Source organism: Phormidesmis sp. 146-12 (genome assembly GCF_052939495.1).
Genome location: NZ_JBJPHS010000069.1, coordinates 17,476 through 36,907 on the forward strand (window position 1 = coordinate 17,476; position 19,432 = coordinate 36,907).

The following is a 19,432-nucleotide window of genomic DNA, read 5'->3' on the forward strand; positions in this document are numbered from 1 at the left end:
AGAGTCTTTTCGTCTATTGTTTTGGTTGATCTGCTGCCGCTCAACCAGAATGATTATCATAGAGATTCATCGGGTTCGTAATAGCGCCAGTTGTAGCGACGAGAGCCGCTACCGCTATCTAACTTATCGATCGCCCCCGGATCACCGTTCAAAAACTCGCCCAGATCCTCATACTGGCTGGGATACCAGGAACCAGAAGTCGTGGTTTTTGGTTCATCGGGTAGTACCAAACTTTCCCCAGGCTTGAGATGGGCAAACCGAGGATGACATTCATCTTGAGTTCTGCCATCTGGGGTCAGGAGTTCTTCGCTTTCATCATCGGGTTCCTGATCGTATGCTTGCACCAGCAAACCGTTCTCCAGACGTTTAATGTGCCACGGCATCCTTCTCCTCCTTGCTGTTCAATTCAAGAATAGCCCTACACGTCGATTGATGATCCTGTCGTCGTCAAAGTACGACAGCTTCTGGAACTGATACGAACTGAAAATATGACAGCTTCGGAGGCAGCCCACTCAGTTGGGATTCCGCTAGATGTACTTGCAGAATTAGGACGGCTTTCTCAGACAAGACAGCTCTCTAGCTTTTTGTAAGTCTATGGTAAAAAGTTGTAGTGCTCACAAAGCCTCTTTAATTTGCTTATTAATTGATTTTGTACGCTTGCAGGAGATAAAACTATACATTCTTCTCCATAACGTAGGATCTCCCGAATGAACCAGAAGGTATTTGATACACGTCTAACTACGTAGAGAGCATCGTTCTTTACTTCATTGGTTATGTCATCTGGTTTCGGTTCATAAGCTTTTACTAACCTTCCTAATATTTGCAGGTGCACTTCGATATATTCAAGTCGATCTTGCCAATCGCCACTTGCAGGCAGGACGTTGATAATTCTATCTAGCCGGAAGCAGCGGTTATGAATTAGTTCAGGTAGATTCAAGCTACCCTCCGTTTCCTCACACCAGGCTTCTAGATAGAATCGCTTTTCCCAAAAGCGAATTTCGCCATACCGAACAGTGAATTCCATCTGTTTATTTTGAGAATCTTCATATAACAGGTGAAAAGGCTGTTTAGCTTTAATTTGCTGATCAATGACTCTACGCCATGATTCAGTAGGATGACTAACTTGTTCCAGCAGGGCTTGGCGTAAAGGTGTCTCCAAGTTCCCATGTTCTAGTAGGAAAAGGGCTAAAGTCTGTGCATCGGCAATATGACCAGAGTCAACCAAGAGTTTTACAGCTTGTCTGATAGCTGTATTTTGACCTGGGTCAAGTGTAATTACACTTCCAATCTCAAGTTGGCGTTGGGCGATCGCCACGACTAGACCAGAAATACTAGGGTGATCGCCCCACATAATCCCTAAACCAGCAGCTATTGCCTCTAGCTGCTCTTTAGTTCCAGGTGGGATGGAAAGTGTGATTGTCTCTTTTTTGCGAGCCATCTGAATTACACATGCACTTTTCAAAAAATATTGCTATAATACGTGCAGCTAGGATCCTCGTTGCAGAACTGTCTTATGCCAATTCGATTTTATCACTCTTACAGGAAAGGACTCTCAGGATATTCCTGGAAAATCTGTATCTATGATATGTCAGTGAATAGCCTTAGACTTTGCAGATTTGCAGAGGCATTTGCGCGAGGATATCCTTTTTCTTTGGCTTCAGCTACTCAAGTCAAGAAGTCCAGAAACCGTAATTAACAATAAGTTCTACCCTGATTAACTCAAATTCGATTTCTAGTGAGGCAGTTAATGCACAAAGTTATTTTCTACCCAGTACAAAATGGCGACACAAGCCAAATCATTTTAAGCAGTGGCAAGCGGCTATTATTCGACTTTCGTCATTTGAATCGTGGGGAGAAAGAGGATGAACCTGCTATTGATCTCAAAAACCAACTAAATAACGAACTTGCGGAAGCAGAACGTGATTACTTTGATGTTCTAGCTCTTACCCACGCAGATTTAGATCACATCTTGCACAGTACCGAGTTCTTTGAACTCTGGCACAATCCCGCGTATCAAGGCGATGGACGAATCAAGGTTAATGAGTTATGGGTTCCAGCCGCTATGATACTGGAGACATCTACAACCGAGCAGTGGAAAGCAAAAACAGAGTTTGTCCTTTGGCGGCAAGAGGCTCGGCACCGTCTTCTTAAAGGTGAGGGTATTAAGGTTTTCTCAAAACCGAAAATGCTGAAAAGTTGGCTTGAGAAGAATGGGTTAACTGTGGAGTCACGTCTTGACCTGATTGTTGATGCTGGAAACCTAGTTCCAGGATTTTCTCTCGAGAAAGATGGCGTTGAATTCTTTTGCCATTCCCCATTTGTTAAGCATGTCGATGAAGGCGATGACTTACGGAATGATGCATCGCTTATTTTCCAAGTCCGTTTTGAAGTTGCAGGTGTTCAAACCAACTACCTTGCTGTAGGAGACTCAACCTGTGATGTACTTGAGGATATTGTGTATATTACAAAACTGCATAACAAAGAACATCGATTGAAATGGAATTTGTACAACCTACCTCATCATTGCAGCCATCATGCACTCAATCCTGACAAAGGTCAGAAAGAAACAGTTCCCGTGCCTTTAGTGGAAGAACTTCTCATGTACGGTCAATCAGAAGCCTACATTGTGAGTTCAAGCAAACCAATTCCTGATACTAAGGACTCCTACCAACAGGGACTCCCACCCCATATCCAAGCAAGAAAATGCTATGAACGGTACTTGAGGCAGATCGGTGGACGGAGATTCGTTGTGACCATGGAGGAGCCGAACGAACGAAAGCCACAGCCTTTGGAGTTTGATATCACCAGTGCAGGAGTCAGTTTGAATATGACTGGAAACTCTGGAGTTAACATCATTGTCTCTTCTCCAGCACCAAGGGCAGGTTAGATGGAAGATATACATACCAATTTTGGTGAGGTAATCTCTGAACTCACTGAAAATGCTTTAACTATACCAATCTCGCGTCGAGTTTTTAGAGTTTGTTCTACCCACAAATTTTTTGAGCTTATCGAGCTAAGATGTTTTGTTCACGACGGACAACGCACTGCGGAAATGCTCGTTGTTGATTGCACTAATGATGGTGTTCCTACCAGAAACGAAATTGGTATCCTCTATCAAGAGCGTATTGGATTAATCTTCAGTACTGAAGAAATCAAAATGCCTGAGGTACGAGCGTTGCGAAAAGATTTCCCCGTGACCTTACACCAGAATCTTGTTAGAAAGGATGAACCTGCGTCATTGTGCCTTTATTCTGAACCTTGGGAAGTAGTGCAACGTTCTTGGACTCCTCAAAGCCATCTTAATCGAGTATTATGGTGGCTTTCTGAAACCGCTAAAGGTGCTCTGCATCGTGAAGATCAACCAGTTGAACCGTTCTATTTTCGCAGTCCCTTCGAGATTGTCCTGCCTCCAGATTTTGATGAAAAGATTCGGCAGCCTGATTTTGTGCTGACGCTCAAACGAGTAGAAGATAGAGTGTTTTTAGGATGCTTTTTGCAAACTTCTCAGGAAAGAAATGAACATCTAGGGCTAACCTGTCTCGTTTTTTCTCTTCAACCAGTAACTCATGGTTCTATTGAGCCTTTTCCACATGATTTAGGAACACTCGACAACCAATTTGCAGCACGAGGTGCATCTCTATTCAACTTGCTTTGTGCTGAGATCAAGCGTAGCGTGAACGGAGAGGGAATCTCCAAGACATCTGATAGTAAAACGCTTCTCATTCTTCAGATACCTGTTCAACGAAAAGACAATAGTGTTGTAGAGCGACATGAGTATAAAGCCTTTTGTCTCAACATCAATCTTGGACAGTTAGGTGAAGCCTGTGGCGTGTTAGCAGATGGTACAGATGGTAAGTATTACAATATCCATTCATTTGCTGAGGCTTCAAGTCCCACTGAAGCTTGGCGTTCTATTAGTATTGAACCGATCGAGGTTACGTTCTCTCTGACTCATGGAGTTGCCCGTCAAGTTTCGGGTGTTGCTCCTGATACTGCTGATTTCTCTGGTATTCTTGCAGGTGTTGGAGCACTCGGTAGCGCGCTTGCAAACATTTGGTATCGAGAGGCATGGGGTACATGGACATTTGTTGACCCCGATTACATCAAACCGCACAATTTAGCTCGACATACAACTAAGCATTTTCAGGTTGGTCAATTTAAAGCAAATGCTGTCAAACAGATGGTGGATTACATCTACTCTGAGGGCTATACAAAAGCTTCTGCTATTGTTGATAGCGTAACTAACTGGTCAAATGCGACCTTGAAGACTTCTGTTGAAAGTGCAAGCGTAGTAGTTGATGCAACAACTACGCTTGCAGTACCACGTGATTTAGCGATTGCTGACCTTAAGCGATCAGCATCTATTTTTCTAACTCCCTCTGGACACGGGTCTGTTTTGCTTCTCGAAGATTCCGATCGCAATGTGCGATTAGATGGACTAGAGGCACAATATTACGAAGCTATCTTGAATAATGCTTGGGGTGAGCAACATCTATGTGGACATCAAGGGCATCTTTGGGTTGGTGCAGGATGTCGTGATGTATCAAGTGTGATATCAGTTGAGCTTCTTCAGCTTCATGCTGCAACCCTTGCACGACAAGTTAGGCTCAGATCTGAGCAACCCGATGCTGTAATCTCGGTATGGCATGTTGAGCAGCTATCTGGAGCCATTAATGTTCACACAGTATCTGTAGCTGTAAACCTAATTGTTGTTGCTAATGGTTGGAGCATTATCTGGAATGCTCGCTTGCAGGATAAGGCGAGGCAAATTCGTTTTGCTAATCTCCCCAATGAAACGGGCGGAGTTTTGCTTGGTTATTTTGATCAGAAATTACAGTCAATCTTCGTGGTCGATATCCTCTCTGCTCCTTTAGATAGTGCAGCAGATTTAAGTGGGTTTATACGCGGCGTTCAAGGTCTTGAGGAGCAGATCAAAATAGCGCAAGCACGGACAGCTAATATTGTGTCTTACATTGGTGAATGGCATTCCCATCCATCGGGGATCTCAACTAAACCGAGTGAACACGATATAAGACTTTTAAGCTATCTTGCTGAGATTCTCAATCGTGATGGACTGCCGGGTGTAATGCTCATTGTTGGTGAAAATCAGGAAACATGGTCGATACAACAAATACAGGAGTAACCATATGGTTATAGATTTTATTGAAAAGAACTTTGATGATTACAACCGCAAGGCTAGGCTAGCACCTGCCTTGCTTGTTAGTTTACCGATCGCATTAACTGTCATTGCATTTTTTCCAGATAATGTTTGGTCATGGGGAGGAGTAGTCAGCTTGCTTGCTTGGTGTGGAATACTCAAGCTTTTGGCACAACTTGCGCGTGATATGGGCAAAGCTAAAGAAGAAGAACTATATGATGCTTGGGGCGGCAAACCTACAACGTATTTCCTACGACATCGCACTACACGAAATAAGGTGAATTTGGCTCACCAACATAGCAAATTACACGAGTTAACAGGGCAGTCTATGCCAAATGAAAGCGAAGAATTGGCTAATCCGGATTTAGCAGATCAAATATACGATACTTGTACTCAGTTTTTGCTTGCTAAGACACGTGACCATAATAAATTTTTCTTGATCTATGAAGAAAATTGTAATTATGGCTTCCGACGAAATTTGTTAGGGATGAAACCTCTCGGAATCATCACTTCCTCTATAGGTACGATTCTTCTTGGGGTGCAATGTATCTCCAAAATTGGAGTACCTCAAATATCTACAACTTGGAACGTTGATAGTTTAATTCAGGCAGTTATAAGTTTGCAGTTCTCTAACTGTCCTCCGCTATCGCTTGCCTGCTTACTGGTGAATTTTTTCCTGTTTACTTCGTGGTTGATGTGGATCAATTCGAGTTGGGTCAAAGGAGCAGCTGATGCATACGCGGTCAGACTACTCGAATCTTGTGAAAATTTGCCCTAATGCTGCTTAAAACTCTGGTAACCAATAAGTCGATCGATTCACTCCGACTATCACAATTTATGGTCTATTACTCCGGCAACTTAAAAGAATGCATCCCGAACAGCCCTCATCCCCCAGCCCCTTCTCCCAAAAAGGGAGAAGAGGAGCCGGGTTGGAAGTCCCTCTCCCAAAATGGGAGAGGGATTTAGGGTGAGGGGGTTTGCATTCTATTTGATTGCCGGGGTAATAACTTTGAAGCACCTGATGTTGCACTGTCCCTATTAATAATCCAGAGATTCTGGCTGTTATAAAATTCGCCCTGTTGCTCAAAAGAGTATCCTCCCATCAATAAACCGAGCCACAATTCTACTACTGGCACCTTCAGTGCTTGCTGCAAATCAGGTAGACGGATATTTGAGCGGAAATGCAGAAGATATTGAGCGATCGCCCTCGACCACTCTTCAACATTCTCCCCAGGTGCCAGATCTCGAATTTGCTCCGCCATCTGAGCTTCATTGAGTGCTTGATCTGCTGCCACTTGATCGACCCAATTCAATAACGTATTCTTATCGACTTCCCCGACGACTGAACCCTCTTCCTGAAGGGATGATTTCTGCTTGCGGTTGGCAGGGTACTGAATTGGCTCTGGTTCTTCAAACAGCTCTGATACATCCAGTGTCAAAGATTGGACGAACAGATCGACACAGTTCTCTAGATTTACCACCAGCTCAGCCGGGTTATGCCGACGCTCCCACCCGGAAATCAAGAGATTTGCCCGCGCGGCATGGACCTCTGAGATCTGCACCAACACATCTCCTGCGACGGTCAACTGTTCTGCCAGAGACTGGTCAGATAGGGTTTGCTCTAGCGCGTCACAGAGCGATCGCGGCTGGCTTGATGGCAGCCCTTTTCTATGTGATCGCGGCTCCCTACGCCAAACGGCAATTGTCTGGCGTTCTGTCCTTGGTGATTGCAACCATGAGCCAACTGAGCGTAGCCGTGTTTCTGCTACCCGCCTTACCGTTTACAGTTCCAAAGATAGCTCCTACCGCTATCATTATCCTGTCAGTTTTTGCCCTTGCCCTATTTTCGATAGTGGTCGCCTATATCCTCTACTTCCGGCTCATTCAAAATGTCGGTTCAACCAAAGCCTTGAAAGAACTAACCAAAATCCTTGACCGGTTTTGGCGACACAATTCCCTTATTTCTGTCTGCTCATTACTCTACTCGATCGCTTCCACATTCCGAACCGCACCTTGATCTGCGCTCGTCGCCAGCAGTGCATACGCCTTGAGCGCCGCGCTCACCCGTCTCTGCCGAGGCTGTGCAGGCTTCCAGGAATCTTTACCTTTCGCTGCCATTGCCACTCGACGATCGGCTAATTCCTCTGTTGATAAATCCACTTGGATACTGCGATTGGGAATGTCGATTAAGATGAGATCGCCGTCCTGAACCAGCGCAATGGTGCCGCCTGCTGCCGCCTCTGGGGAAACATGACCAATTGAGAGTCCCGAAGTTCCACCGGAGAATCGTCCATCTGTCAATAGGGCACACACCTTGCCTAGACCCTTCGATTTCAGGTAGCTGGTGGGATAGAGCATTTCCTGCATCCCAGGACCTCCACGCGGACCTTCGTAGCGAATGACTACGATATCGCCCGCTTCCACTTCATCGCCCAGAATACCTTTAACCGCCGCATCCTGGCTTTCATAAATGAGGGCTTTCCCAGCAAACACCAGATTGCTATCATCTACACCTGCGGTCTTGATGATGCAACCACGTTCAGCCAGGTTGCCGTAAAGCACAGCTAATCCGCCCTCAGTACTGTAGGCATGTTCGATGTTGCGGATACATCCATTTTCTCGATCGCGATCCAGTGAGTCCCAGCGAGTGGATTGACTAAACGCTTCCTGAGTAGGAATCCCCGCCGGCCCCGCCTTGAAAAAGGTTTGAACGGCTTCATCGTCGGTACGGATCACATCCCAGCGATCGAGGGATGCTTTCAACGTCGGACTGTGAACGGTGGGTAGATCCGTATGCAGCAATCCAGCCCGATCGAGTTCACCCAAAATGCCAGGAATGCCGCCTGCTCGATGAACATCCTCAATGTGATACTTCTGAGTGTTTGGTGCCACCTTGCAGAGTTGGGGAACCTGCCGTGAGAGGCGATCGATGTCGCTCAAGGTGAAATCAATTTCAGCTTCGTGAGCCGCCGCCAGCAGATGCAGAATGGTGTTGGTCGATCCACCCATGGCGATGTCGAGCATCATGGCATTTTCAAACGCCTTAAAACTCGCGATCGAGCGGGGCAGTACCGAGGCATCATCCTGCTCGTAGTAGCGACGAGTGATGTTGACAATCGTGCGTGCGGCGTTGAGAAACAGATCTTTGCGATCGAAATGAGTTGCTAGCACAGTCCCGTTACCGGGTAGAGCAAGCCCGATCGCCTCAGTCAGACAGTTCATCGAGTTGGCAGTGAACATACCAGAGCAGGAGCCACAGGTTGGACAGGCAGACCGCTCATATTCTTCAACCACCTCGTCGCTGATGCTGTCATTTGCAGCAGCAACCATTGCATCCACTAAATCTAATTTATGCTCCGAGAGCTTCGTCTTGCCCGCTTCCATCGGACCGCCAGAAACGAAGACGGTGGGAACATTGAGCCGCAGGGCTGCCATCAACATGCCGGGAGTGATCTTGTCACAGTTAGAAATACAGACCAGGGCATCGGCACAATGGGCATTGACCATGTACTCGACCGAATCGGCGATAATCTCACGCGAAGGCAGGCTATAGAGCATCCCATCATGCCCCATCGCAATCCCATCGTCCACGGCGATCGTGTTGAATTCCTTTGCGATACCTCCGGTAGCTTCGATCTCACGGCACACCAATTGTCCTAGATCCTTGAGGTGAACGTGACCGGGAACAAACTGGGTAAAGGAGTTGGCAACCGCAATGATGGGCTTCTCGAAATCTTCGGTTTGCATTCCAGTCGCACGCCAGAGGGCGCGGGCACCCGCCATATTGCGTCCCTGGGTGGAGGTTTTGGATCGATAGGTCGTCATCGCGCACCTGATTCGTCTAAGGGATTTGAATAGTCTAGATCTTATTGGAAATCATTAAACTTTATCGGAAATAATGAGTTCTAACATTCAGCGCTGTGTTTTCTTACTCTAGTTGAGTTAGGCAGTTTTCAAGCGGTGGTCGAGGCAGCAAAGCACCTCCAGGTCGCATTGCTTCAGGGAACGTGACTGACTAGAATCCAGTCAAATAAGATTTAAATTAAGATTTACAAAAGCACGATCGCCCCTTGTTTGCTATGCCATTCACACTGCTGCAAAATCTGAAGCTTACTATTCCGACCGCGCTGGGCTTCGCCCTAGCAGGTTATGTTGTCAGCCTACCTCTGAGTTTTCTCGTCGATCGCGATGCGGCTTCATTCAAGTTTAATCTTTCCAAACCCCCAGTTTCCATGGAGACGGAGCGCTTCACTGACTTGGGTAAATTTCAGGTTGGAGTTGCCTTAGGCAGCGCAGTTTTGGGCGTGGCTGTGGTGCAGGTTACCTTTGTTGCTAGGGCACTCGTCACAAAGCGCTCTTTAGATTGATGCTGTCGAGTTCCCCGCTTATTGTCTGCTGCTGAAGGTACGTTTCATGCTCTACATCCAAAAACTGACGACTCAAGTGTTCATCACGTTTCTTGAGCGCTTGATTGCCAAACGAGAGCGCAAGTTGATGCGGATTGTAGACCGCCTCCGGTGCATCGTTCTGATGCAGTCTGACAGTGGCTTTTGCAGCATCGAGACCAGATCGAGTTGTACTGCTTGCCGCCGTACTCGCCCCAGTCAAATCCAGCCGAGTCTCTCAATTGTGATGTTAAGCAAGGGGTGCATGCCAAGCCACCGACCGCAATTTGAGTCAGTTGAAACAGCGGTTGCGATCGCATCTATTCAAACTTCAGAAGTTGCCGACCCGAATCGTCAAGTATTTCAAGCATCCATTCATTGCTTATGCTGCTTGAACAAATGTAGCCTTAATTATTACCAGGTTAATAAATACGAGTTAGACTACTGTACACAATGAATTGCTGATTGAAAGCCCATAGATTCGACCTTTGAACCTACCAAAGGGTAGAGGGTGTGACTTTATCCTTAACGCTAGGGTTTAGTCGTACCTTTGAAGTGATATCAAAAGGTCAATCAGATAAAAATGGAAAGCTTAAGAAAAGTAATTCTGGTTACTGGCGCGACCGGCAATCAGGGAGGGGCGATCGCACGTCATCTTTTACAGCGCGGCAAATTCACAGTTCGTGCTTTTGTGCGTGACCAAAATAAGCCAAATGCTCAGTCACTCAAACAAGCGGGTGCAGAACTTGTCGAAGGAGATCTCAACGATCGCACGTCACTCGATAGTACTATGCAAGGTGTCTTCGGCGTTTTTTCAGTGCAAACTTTCCAAGATGGATTAGAAGCCGAAATCCGTCAGGGTAAAGTTGTCGCAGACGCAGCGAAAGCAGCGGGCATTCAGCATTTTGTCTACAGTTCGGTAGGTAGCGCAGAACGCAACACGGGCATTCCACATTTTGACAGCAAGTTTCAAGTCGAAGAATATATCCGAGCCAGCGGTTTGCCCTACACAATTTTGCGTCCGGTTTTCTTCTTTTACAATTACGGCTCGATGCGCCCAATGGTCGAAGCGGGAACGCTTTCCCAATCGCTCAGTCCAGACACAAAATTGCAGCAGCTCTCTGAAGAGGATTATGGGGAAATGGTCGCTGAGGTATTCGAGCGTCCCACAGACTTCTTGAACCGCGAACAGGAAGTCGCCAGTGTGGACATGACCATGACAGAAGTTGCTGCTGCATTCAGCCGAGTTTTGGGCAAACCTGTCAAATACCAACAAATTCCGTTTGAAGCGTTTGAGCAACAAAGCGGGAAGGAAGTGACTATTATGTACCGCTGGTTTGAGAACGTTGGCTACGCAGCAGACTTGGCGCAATTAGAACGTGATTTTACTGAACCGACTGATTTTGAATCCTATTTGCGTGACCACAATTGGGTAACACCAGCCAAAAGTGCGTCTGGGGCTGAGTCAAAAGGTGCATAGAACAGGAGATAACGATGAAAGTATTGATGGTGGGAGCAACCGGAAAATACGCTAATCACGTTGTTCCTGAACTGAAGCAGCGCGGTGTTGTGATTCGAGCAATGGTGCGACACCAAGAGAAAGTAGATGCAGCGCGACAGCAGGGCGCGGATGAGATAGCGATCGCAGACCTAAACGATTCAGATAGTCTTCGCGCCGCTGCTGCTGGAGTTGAAGGTGTGTTCCATATCAATCCTGCCTTCGCATCCAATGAGGCGGAACTGGGTGTGGCGATGGTTGAAGCTGCTAAAGCTGCTGGTGTTCGCAAGTTTGTTTTCTCCAGTGTCATTCATCCATCGATCTCCAAGCTGAGTAACCATGCGGCGAAGCGTCCGGTTGAGGAAGCGTTGTATGAGTCCGGCATGGAGTTCACGGTGCTGCAACCGACGATGTTTATGCAGAATTTCGACAACGGTTGGAATACTGTGCTGGAGCATCGTCGCTTCTCCCTGCCCTACTCTAAGCACGTGAAGGCATCCTATGTAGACTACCGCGATGTCGCAGAGGTGGCGGCACTGGCTCTGACAGGAGATCGGTTAGACTATGGCACGTTCGAGCTATGTGCGCCTGGTATGGTCGATCGAGTAGAACTGGCAAGGATTATGAGTGAGGCGATTGGATATCCCATTGAGGCGAGTGAATCCCCGTTTGATGAGTGGGCGCAGGCAACACACATTCCGGCAGGTTCCATGCGTGAAGGCATGAGAACGATGTATGCCGACTACGATCAGCATGGGTTTCCTGGTGGCAATGCGCTGGTGCTGCAAGCGATTCTCGGACGGGAACCGCGCACACTGCAACAATACATCCAAGAGCTTGCAAGGCATAAAGCGGTTGCATGACTTCGCTGATTGAGCGTTCAGAATTTCTAAAAGAGGGTCATCTCTAGTCGATATGCCGTGACGCAACATAAATAAGTCGATAAAGCGGACGAAAGAGAGATCTTGGTGGGTTACCAGGGTTGCTTACCACCGCTTCTCTTGGTCGTTGGACGGCACAGCCTATAATTGCTCAAGAGTAAGGGGACACTGAATGACCGATCTGATTCTCACCACTTTCGATTGGGTTCCCAAAACCCCGCGAGGCTATGTGCGTGACATCCGTGTGCGTTGGGCACTAGAAGAGGCTGGGTTGCCCTATCGCGTCGATAGCGTGCCATTTCGTGATCGGGATGCCGAGCATTTTCGCACCAACCCTTCGGACAAGTGCCGTGGTTGACTGATGGAGACATCTCGATCTTCGAGAGTGGTGCGATCTTGCTTCATCTCGGTAATCGTGGTGAAGTCCTGATGCCCGCCGATCCGAGTGGTCGCAGCGAAGTTATACAATGGCTGTTTGCGGCGCTTGCTTCGGTCGAGGCGGCCAGCCAGCCTTGGTCTTTCTTCAAGTTTTCCGGTGACGCCGACGAAACACCGATGCGGCAACCGCGACTTCATCAGGAAGTCGCGGTTGCCGCATATGGAGACGGTGTTGGCAGGACGCAAATGGTTGGTCGGAACCTTTTCCGTCGCCGACATTCTCATGGCAGATGTGCTGCGCCTTGTCGATCGGTTCGACGGGCTGGCAGCCTATCCCGCCTGTCGTGATTATGTTGCGCGCGCCACGGCTCGACCGGCCTTCGTGAAGGCACACGCCGACCAGATGGCACATTTTGCTGCGGCAGACTAAGCAACACCCGACCATTCGATGCAAGCGAAGTGCCGTCCGACAATTCGGGCTTTGTCACTGTCTCGACTGCCGCGAGCATCATGGGGCACTTTTCCACGCTTCTGCGGTGTTCCCTCGAGATGCGGTAATGATCGAGAGCGAAACACGCGACTACGCCGGGCGGTTTTTCTGTCCCCAGTGCGGCTCGTCCATTTTCGCACGCACCGCAGACGAAATCGAAGTGAATCTAGGCACCCTGGATGCTCCTGACCAACTGATGCCAACTTACGAAAGCTGGATCGTCCGTCGCGAGTCCTGGTTGCCGCCGTTTCCGCTCACGAGACGATACGAGCGAGATCGTGATGCCACGGGTCGCTTTGAGGAGTAGGCGGCACAAACGGTGCAACGGCGCGTTACGAGGTGACCGAGATGAACACTTGGGAGAGCGCGATACAAAAGTTTAAGCGATCGCCCTTGACAGATCCGAGTAGTACATTTAGCCTAGTAGTTAATTAACTGCGCGGTTAAATTAGCTGAATGTCCACAGATTCTTTGAGCATCACCCTTGCTGCCCTTGCCGATCCGACCCGTCGAGCTATTCTGGCGCAACTTGCTCAGGGAGAAGCCACCGTTACGGAACTTGCCGAACCGTTTGAGATGAGTCTACCCGCCATTTCCAAGCATCTCAAAGTGCTGGAACGTGCCCAATTAATCACCCGCACCCGCGAGGCACAATGGCGACCCTGCCAGTTTCATCCGGAACCACTGAAGGATGTAGCGGACTGGTTAGATCACTATCGCCAATTTTGGGACCAGAGTTTTGATCGCCTGGATGAGTATCTCCAGGAATTACAGGCAGAGGAGAAAACGAAAATCTCCAGGACTTGTTAAAAATACTGCAACGGAGAAGCCGATGACTCCATTCCGTACATCTCGTGAAATTCCAGCAACCATAGAACATGTCAGCCATCTATCAATCCTAATCTCTCACTGAATCGCCCGGCAATGAAAGAGGAAGAAATACCCGATACAAATATTTTTATGATGTGCGAGGTATTGAATCACAATGCTCTTACCGAATTACCTGCTAGTTATTTCATCAGAAATTGCAGACTTGATGAGCTAGGTATATGGAAAACGATGCCTTTTGATGATGCTGATCTGGCAAAAGGATATGAGGGGTTTATGTCCGATTATTTCACCACGACTTATGGCGGAAAAGAAGAACTCTTTTTGCCAAAACTTTGTTTGTCTGCGATCGGCAAGATAAACCGATCGCCACTTGCTTAAGTTGGAAGGCATACGACGAATTCAATACGATTCAATGGTTCAAAGTCTTGAAAGAGTATGAAGGGCAAGGCATTGGTAGAGCTTTGCTTTCAATCGTCATGCAGAAATTGGAAAGGCGTGATTATCCTGTTTATCTTCACACACAACCATCGAGTTTTCGGGCAATCAAGCTTTACTCGGACTTTGGATTTTCGTTACTTTCAGGTGATGATTTTGGCATCAGAAAAAACGATTTGGATGAATGTCTGCCAATTCTGGAGAAATTTATGCCAAAGGAGTATTTTCGGAAACTTAGAATTACTCCTGCCCCAAAAGAATTTGAGGATGCAGTGAACAAATACGACACCAATCAATTCTGAAGTTGAAGATCGGATAAGATCGACCACTGAAGCGATTGTCAAAGGCTATCTGTCCTTACACCTCGACTGGAGCGGACGTTCACAACCAATTCTTTTACTACTTAGTTTGGTGGTCGCCGCTCAAACGAATCGTTAGGCATCGCACTACGACAAAGCTTGAAGGCGAGTTTGCAATCACCTGGAGTCTTTCAATGATCCCTACCATTACTGCATTTGAACAGTCGCCCGATCGCGGTCAGGGGTTAGCGCGTGATATGCCCGTGCGCTGGGCGCTTGAAGAAGTGGGTCAGCCTTATGAGGTTCGGCTTGTGTCGTTCAGTGCGATGAAGGAAGCCGCGCATCGTGCGCTTCATCCGTTCGGGCAGATTCCGACCTATGAAGAAGGCGATCTTGCCTTGTTCGAGTCGGGGGCGATCGTGTTCCATATCGCCGAGTGCCATGTGGGACTCCTGCCCCAAGATGCCAATGCCCGTGCACGCGCAATCATGTGGATGTTCGCCGCGCTCAGCACAGTGGAGCCTGTGATCGTTCAGAGCGAAGTCGCTGAGTACCTGGAGCGCGACCAGAGCTGGTATGAGCAGCGGCAACCTCTTGTCGAGGATCGCATCCGTAGCCGCTTGGCGGAGTTGTCTAATCGGCTTGGGGACAGCGACTGGCTCGACGATGCGTTCAGTGCTGGCGACCTCCTGATGGTGCAGGTGCTGCGCAGGCTGAACGGATCGAGTTTGATTAAGGAATATCCGAACCTCTGCGCCTATGTCGCTCGTGGTGAAGCGAGGCCGGCTTTCAAGCGTGCTTTCGACGCTCAGTTGGCGGTTTTCACTGGCAAGCCGCCCGATCAGTTGGAAGAATTGGGCTAACAATTCATGACTCACACAACAACCCCATCATTGGAGAGACCATGTCCAAGAAAATCTTTGTGAACCTACCTGTGAAAAACCTGAAGCAATCCATCAACTTTTTTACCAAACTTGGCTTCAATTTCAACCCCCAATTTACGGATGAAAACGCGACTTGCATGATTGTGAGTGATGACATTTTTGTCATGCTATTGACTCACGACAAATTCAAATCTTTCACACCGAATGCCATTTGTGATGCGACAAAAAACACTGAAGTACTGACCTGCTTATCAACTGAGAGCCGAGAAGCAGTTGACGACATGGTGAGCAAGGCGATCGCCGCGGGTGGCAAAACCTACAACGAACCCCAAGATCACGGCTTTATGTACGCGCATGGCTTTCAGGATTTAGACGGGCACATCTGGGAAATTATGTATATGGAACCGGGTGCAGTGAATCAGAATTAGGTGTTGATTGAGTCGAGTACCTTATTGGAGAAACAATATGGTTGATAAAGAGAATCAAACCACCATCACATCCGAACGCGAACTCACAATCACCCGTCGATTTGATGCGCCCCGGAGTCTGGTATTTCAGGTTTGGACTCAACCAGCAGATTTTTCTCAATGGCTGGGCCCGAAAGATTTCACAACCATCGCCTGTCAGATGAATGTAAAAGTCGGTGGCATCTATCGAGCCTGTATTCGCTCTCCGGACGGTAACGATCACTGGATGCAGGGAATTTACCGCGAAGTTATTGCACCTGAGCGACTAGTTTTTACCTTTGCCTGGGAAGACGAAAACAGCCAGCCAAAACATGAAACCCTAGTGACTGTGACGTTTGTAGAGCAAAACAATCAAACGTTGATGACGTTCCATCAGTCCATCTTTGAATCTCCTGAATCGCGTGATTCGCATCGATCTGGTTGGACTGAATGTTTCGATCGCTTAGAAGTCTATCTATCAAATCATTAATCAAAGGAGAACACCATGCACTTGAATCCCTACCTGTTTTTCAACGGACAATGTGAGACGGCGTTTAAGTTCTACGAGAAGTGTCTGGGTGGCAAGATCACGGCAATGATGACCTATGGAGAGTCGCCGATGGCAGAGCAGACCTCCCCAGAATTGCAGCAGAAAATCATGCATACCCACCTGATAATGGGTGATCAAGAATTAATGGGTGCTGATGGTCTGCCGGATATGTTTGAAACTCCCCAAGGCTTTTATGTGTCACTCCACTTCAAAGAACCATCCGAAGCCGAACGTATCTACCACGCTCTATCAGAAAGCGGAACCATCCGAATGCCGCTTCAGGAAACCTTTTGGGCGAGTCGTTTTGCCATGTTCATCGATCAGTTTGGCACTCCCTGGATGATTAACTGTGATCCAGTGTCTTGATGCTTTTAAGCTAACAATTGGCTCTTTGGCAACCCTCATCGATCACTATCTAGTAGAACTCACAAACACATAAGGAGAAAAGTAAATGGAAGCAACACAACAAGAATCAACCATGCAGGCGAAATCGCAAAAAGAGCACCAGTGGCTGCAAAAGCTGGTTGGTGAATGGACTTATGAAACCGAAGCCTCAATGGGGGCAGATCAACCCGCAGAGAAAGCAGTAGGAACTGAGACGGTGAGATCTCTAGGTGATATCTGGGTTCTGGCAGAAGGGCAGGGCGAAATGCCTTGTGGTGGAGCGGCAACGACCCTGATGACCCTTGGTTATGATCCGCAAAAACAACGCTATGTCGGCACCTGGGTTGGCTCAATGATGACGTATCTCTGGTTGTATGAAGATGGCAAATTGGATGCGGCAGGAAAGACGCTGACCCTTGATTCTGAAGGACCTGCGATGTCGGGTGAAGGAACGGCAAGATACAGGGACGAGATCGAGTTCAAAAGTGACGATCATCGAGTCATGACTTCTTCTGTGTTGGGCGATGATGGGCAATGGCAACAGTTCATGATAGTGAATTATCGGCGGCGATCGCACTAATTTAATGACGCTGGAGCAACCCAATGACTCATAAAATTTCTCCATCCAACATCACTTCCACGTTTGTTGTGCTAGAAGACAGTGGTGAAGCAACACCGATTGATGTGAGCGATCGCTTCTACCAAGATCTAGAACACCAATTTGGTGACTTCAAGGGAAAGCGATTGATCTCACACTATACCTTTGACAAGAACTGGGATAGCTGGGAAATGCATCCAGCGGGAGATGAGTTTGTCTGCTTGCTCTCTGGTCAGGCTGATTTTATTTTGGAGCAAAATGGAGTTGAAAGTTTGGTATCCCTCAACGACCCAGGTGATTATGTGCTGGTGCCGCGTGGCATTTGGCATACTGCCAGAGTTCGTTCGCCCAGTTCTCTGTTATTTGTTACACCAGGAGAGGGAACACAGTGCCGTTCTCTGTAACAATCAATCCTGGAGTGTTGAATGAGTTCTCCTAACCATATAATTCTCTGGCGTAGATTGGATCTTCCTGGACACGATGGTTGCCAACTTTGGCAATCTACCAATGGCTGGCAATTGTCTGGTACAACCATTTTTCTGTTCAATCAGATGCCATGCTGTCTCTCCTACGAAGTGAATACCGATATCAATTGGCAAACTTCCACCGCCAGCGTCTCAGGTCATGTAGGCAAATCAGCCGTTGCTCTCACGATATCTGCTCCGCACAGGCAAGCCACCGCTTCTGCCGGAATTGAGCATTGGAGCATCAATGGCTTGGTGGTGGCGGAAACCACAGGCTGCATTGACCTGGATCTGGGCTTTACACCAGCCACAAATTTGATTGCCATTCGTCGGTTGTCGCTAGAGATTGGAGCGCGATCGCAAGCACCCGCCGCCTGGTTAGATTTTCCAGACTTTACGCTGAAGCAACTTGAGCAGCAATACCATCGACTATCAGACTATCAATACGAATATACAGCGCCAGATGTAGGCTATGCAGATGTTCTAGAGGTCGATCGCAATGGCGCAATTACTCGTTATCCATCGCTTTGGGAGATAGAACGATGAAGGCTAACGCAATGGCGCAATTACTCGTTATCCATTGCTTTGGGAGATAGAACGATGAAGGCTAACCCTGGCTGTCATGCCTGCAAACAGTGGTTATGTTCCCTAAAACTATGCTGAATCAGGGGAGCGCACAATTTATCTGGCTGCCACCAGTTCAGCAGATACCTGGAGCATCGGGCGCTCGATTACCTTGTCAATCAAGCCATAGGCGACTGCCGCTTGAGCCGACATAAAGAAATCGCGCTCGGTATCTTGCTCAATCTGCTCCAGCGACTGTCCGGTATAGTCTGCCATCCGCTGATTGATCTGGTTTTTGAGATAGAGAATTTCCTTCGCTTGAATCTCGATATCCACGGCTTGCCCCTGCGCGCCTCCAGAAGGCTGGTGAATCATAATCCGCGAACTGGGTAAACTGCTGCGTTTGCCTTTCGCACCTGCCCCCAACAAAAACGTGCCCATACTCGCGGCAAAGCCATAGCAAATCGTACAAACATCAGGACGAATGTGGTTCATCGTGTCATAAATCCCCAGTCCATCGTACACAGAACCACCAGGAGAATTGATGTAGAGGTAGATATCTTTATCAGGATCTTCGGCTTCGAGAAACAGCAGCTGCGCGACGATTCGGTTTGCCATTTCGGGCATGACGGGTTCTGCTAGAAAAATAATCCGCTCTCGCAGCAATCGAGAGTATAGGTCAAAGGCACGCTCGCCTCGACCCGATTGTTCAATTACAGTCGGAGTCATAATGGGAGTTCCTTGAATGAAGTAGATCAGGACCGTTGTTTAAGCTGCGATTCTTTCGGAGTTGCGCTCTGCGCCAATCGCAAGTTTGAGTTCCAGTAAGTACTTAAGAGTAGACAAGCACATCGTTCCTCTGCGGCTGACGTTGAGATAGCTTTGCGCCTCCAGTCGATCATGAATGACGGTGAGTTTGACTTGAGTTCCAGACGGCTCTAGCAAGAAGCGAACACGGGATGGCTGAGTGTGATCGAAAAACTGGAAGGTGTAGCAAAGTTCGTGCGGGGGGTGCGATCGCAACACTTCCCCTTTACGTTCTAATTCACCCTCTGAGTTGACTTGCTCAACAGGCGACCCCGCTTGCCAATCCGACTGAAGTTGCTCCTCGCCCAAATACTGCTGAGTGAAGGAGCTGCTTGACTGACAAAACTAGGAAGCCGGAATGCAAGAGAGGACAGTAAATT

26 protein-coding genes are annotated in these 19,432 nt (G+C 47.9%); 19 read left to right on the plus strand and 7 right to left on the minus strand.

From position 1 onward, the window contains the following. Window positions 1–56 precede the first annotated feature (56 nt). Window positions 57–383, minus strand: a complete 327-nt coding sequence (locus ACKFKF_RS23965; protein ID WP_446869987.1) for a hypothetical protein — start codon at window positions 381–383, stop codon at window positions 57–59. Window positions 384–592: 209 nt separating this feature from the next. Further along, entirely contained in the window at window positions 593–1,438 is an 846-nt protein-coding gene (locus ACKFKF_RS23970) for a helix-turn-helix transcriptional regulator (protein WP_446869988.1), read from the minus strand. A gap of 309 nt (window positions 1,439–1,747) precedes the next feature. Between ACKFKF_RS23970 and ACKFKF_RS23975 the strand changes: the two genes are divergently transcribed. Genes ACKFKF_RS23975 through ACKFKF_RS23985 form a run of 3 tightly spaced genes read left to right on the plus strand, consistent with a single transcriptional unit; the run spans window position 1,748 to window position 5,936 of the window. Beyond that, window positions 1,748–2,887: a hypothetical protein gene (locus ACKFKF_RS23975; protein ID WP_446869989.1), complete on the plus strand. Its 1,140-nt coding sequence runs from the start codon at window positions 1,748–1,750 to the stop codon at window positions 2,885–2,887. Then, on the plus strand, window positions 2,888–5,143 hold the full coding sequence (locus ACKFKF_RS23980) for a Mov34/MPN/PAD-1 family protein (protein WP_446869990.1): 2,256 nt from the start codon (window positions 2,888–2,890) through the stop codon (window positions 5,141–5,143). It abuts the gene before it with no gap. Window positions 5,144–5,147: 4 nt separating this feature from the next. Next, window positions 5,148–5,936 carry a hypothetical protein gene (locus tag ACKFKF_RS23985; RefSeq protein WP_446869991.1) on the plus strand — a complete coding sequence of 263 codons (789 nt, stop codon included), beginning with the start codon at window positions 5,148–5,150 and terminating at the stop codon, window positions 5,934–5,936. Between the two features lie 184 nt (window positions 5,937–6,120). Here the strand turns inward: ACKFKF_RS23985 and ACKFKF_RS23990 are convergent, their stop codons facing one another. Then, on the minus strand, window positions 6,121–6,744 hold the full coding sequence (locus ACKFKF_RS23990; RefSeq protein ID WP_446870013.1) for a hypothetical protein: 624 nt from the start codon (window positions 6,742–6,744) through the stop codon (window positions 6,121–6,123). Between ACKFKF_RS23990 and ACKFKF_RS23995 the strand changes: the two genes are divergently transcribed. After that, window positions 6,687–7,175, plus strand: a complete 489-nt coding sequence (locus ACKFKF_RS23995) for an EamA family transporter (RefSeq protein ID WP_446869992.1) — start codon at window positions 6,687–6,689, stop codon at window positions 7,173–7,175. The two genes, ACKFKF_RS23990 and ACKFKF_RS23995, sit on opposite strands and share 58 nt — an antisense overlap. On the opposite strand, the gene ilvD is transcribed toward ACKFKF_RS23995, so the two are convergent. After that, entirely contained in the window at window positions 7,139–8,983 is a 1,845-nt protein-coding gene (gene ilvD / locus ACKFKF_RS24000) for a dihydroxy-acid dehydratase (protein WP_446869993.1), read from the minus strand. The two genes, ACKFKF_RS23995 and ilvD, sit on opposite strands and share 37 nt — an antisense overlap. 254 nt (window positions 8,984–9,237) lie before the next feature. On the opposite strand from ilvD, the gene ACKFKF_RS24005 reads away from it, so the two are divergent. Next, on the plus strand, window positions 9,238–9,525 hold the full coding sequence (locus ACKFKF_RS24005; protein WP_446869994.1) for a hypothetical protein: 288 nt from the start codon (window positions 9,238–9,240) through the stop codon (window positions 9,523–9,525). On the opposite strand, the gene ACKFKF_RS24010 is transcribed toward ACKFKF_RS24005, so the two are convergent. Continuing rightward, window positions 9,503–9,766, minus strand: a complete 264-nt coding sequence (locus ACKFKF_RS24010; RefSeq protein WP_446869995.1) for a hypothetical protein — start codon at window positions 9,764–9,766, stop codon at window positions 9,503–9,505. The two genes, ACKFKF_RS24005 and ACKFKF_RS24010, sit on opposite strands and share 23 nt — an antisense overlap. A gap of 360 nt (window positions 9,767–10,126) precedes the next feature. On the opposite strand from ACKFKF_RS24010, the gene ACKFKF_RS24015 reads away from it, so the two are divergent. From ACKFKF_RS24015 to ACKFKF_RS24080, 14 genes are all read left to right on the plus strand, one after another. Further along, on the plus strand, window positions 10,127–11,023 hold the full coding sequence (locus ACKFKF_RS24015; RefSeq protein WP_446869996.1) for an NmrA/HSCARG family protein: 897 nt from the start codon (window positions 10,127–10,129) through the stop codon (window positions 11,021–11,023). Between the two features lie 14 nt (window positions 11,024–11,037). Next, window positions 11,038–11,904: an SDR family oxidoreductase gene (locus ACKFKF_RS24020; RefSeq protein ID WP_446869997.1), complete on the plus strand. Its 867-nt coding sequence runs from the start codon at window positions 11,038–11,040 to the stop codon at window positions 11,902–11,904. A 553-nt stretch (window positions 11,905–12,457) separates the two neighbouring features. Beyond that, window positions 12,458–12,730 (plus strand): glutathione binding-like protein, encoded by a 273-nt coding sequence (locus tag ACKFKF_RS24025; protein ID WP_446869998.1) that lies wholly within the window; start codon window positions 12,458–12,460, stop codon window positions 12,728–12,730. Next, window positions 12,714–13,097: a GFA family protein gene (locus ACKFKF_RS24030; protein WP_446869999.1), complete on the plus strand. Its 384-nt coding sequence runs from the start codon at window positions 12,714–12,716 to the stop codon at window positions 13,095–13,097. Before ACKFKF_RS24025 ends, ACKFKF_RS24030 begins: the two co-directional genes overlap by 17 nt. Window positions 13,098–13,246: 149 nt before the next feature. Beyond that, window positions 13,247–13,600 (plus strand): ArsR/SmtB family transcription factor, encoded by a 354-nt coding sequence (locus ACKFKF_RS24035; RefSeq protein ID WP_446870000.1) that lies wholly within the window; start codon window positions 13,247–13,249, stop codon window positions 13,598–13,600. A 249-nt stretch (window positions 13,601–13,849) separates the two neighbouring features. Further along, complete coding sequence (locus tag ACKFKF_RS24040) at window positions 13,850–13,999, plus strand: hypothetical protein (RefSeq protein ID WP_446870001.1); 150 nt, start codon at window positions 13,850–13,852, stop codon at window positions 13,997–13,999. Beyond that, window positions 13,954–14,358, plus strand: coding sequence for a GNAT family N-acetyltransferase (locus ACKFKF_RS24045; protein ID WP_446870002.1), 405 nt, complete (start codon window positions 13,954–13,956; stop codon window positions 14,356–14,358). The genes ACKFKF_RS24040 and ACKFKF_RS24045 overlap by 46 nt, the downstream gene beginning before the upstream one ends. 191 nt (window positions 14,359–14,549) lie before the next feature. Then, window positions 14,550–15,218 (plus strand): glutathione S-transferase family protein, encoded by a 669-nt coding sequence (locus tag ACKFKF_RS24050; protein ID WP_446870003.1) that lies wholly within the window; start codon window positions 14,550–14,552, stop codon window positions 15,216–15,218. A gap of 41 nt (window positions 15,219–15,259) precedes the next feature. Beyond that, the gene (locus tag ACKFKF_RS24055; protein ID WP_446870004.1) at window positions 15,260–15,667 is read left to right on the plus strand and encodes a VOC family protein; all 408 of its coding nucleotides are present in this window, start codon (window positions 15,260–15,262) and stop codon (window positions 15,665–15,667) included. Window positions 15,668–15,704: 37 nt separating this feature from the next. Then, entirely contained in the window at window positions 15,705–16,175 is a 471-nt protein-coding gene (locus ACKFKF_RS24060) for an SRPBCC domain-containing protein (RefSeq protein WP_446870005.1), read from the plus strand. 15 nt (window positions 16,176–16,190) lie between these two features. After that, window positions 16,191–16,601, plus strand: a complete 411-nt coding sequence (locus tag ACKFKF_RS24065; protein ID WP_446870006.1) for a VOC family protein — start codon at window positions 16,191–16,193, stop codon at window positions 16,599–16,601. 85 nt (window positions 16,602–16,686) lie between these two features. Next, window positions 16,687–17,199 carry a DUF1579 domain-containing protein gene (locus ACKFKF_RS24070; protein WP_446870007.1) on the plus strand — a complete coding sequence of 171 codons (513 nt, stop codon included), beginning with the start codon at window positions 16,687–16,689 and terminating at the stop codon, window positions 17,197–17,199. 23 nt (window positions 17,200–17,222) lie between these two features. After that, complete coding sequence (locus ACKFKF_RS24075) at window positions 17,223–17,621, plus strand: cupin domain-containing protein (RefSeq protein WP_446870008.1); 399 nt, start codon at window positions 17,223–17,225, stop codon at window positions 17,619–17,621. A 21-nt stretch (window positions 17,622–17,642) separates the two neighbouring features. Continuing rightward, a complete protein-coding gene (locus ACKFKF_RS24080) occupies window positions 17,643–18,227 on the plus strand; it encodes a putative glycolipid-binding domain-containing protein (protein WP_446870009.1) in 585 nt (194 codons plus the stop codon). 135 nt (window positions 18,228–18,362) lie between these two features. Here the strand turns inward: ACKFKF_RS24080 and clpP are convergent, their stop codons facing one another. Then, a complete protein-coding gene (clpP, locus tag ACKFKF_RS24085) occupies window positions 18,363–18,974 on the minus strand; it encodes an ATP-dependent Clp endopeptidase proteolytic subunit ClpP (RefSeq protein WP_446870010.1) in 612 nt (203 codons plus the stop codon). 39 nt (window positions 18,975–19,013) lie between these two features. Then, window positions 19,014–19,361, minus strand: a complete 348-nt coding sequence (locus tag ACKFKF_RS24090; protein ID WP_446870011.1) for an SRPBCC domain-containing protein — start codon at window positions 19,359–19,361, stop codon at window positions 19,014–19,016. Window positions 19,362–19,432: the final 71 nt, after the last annotated feature.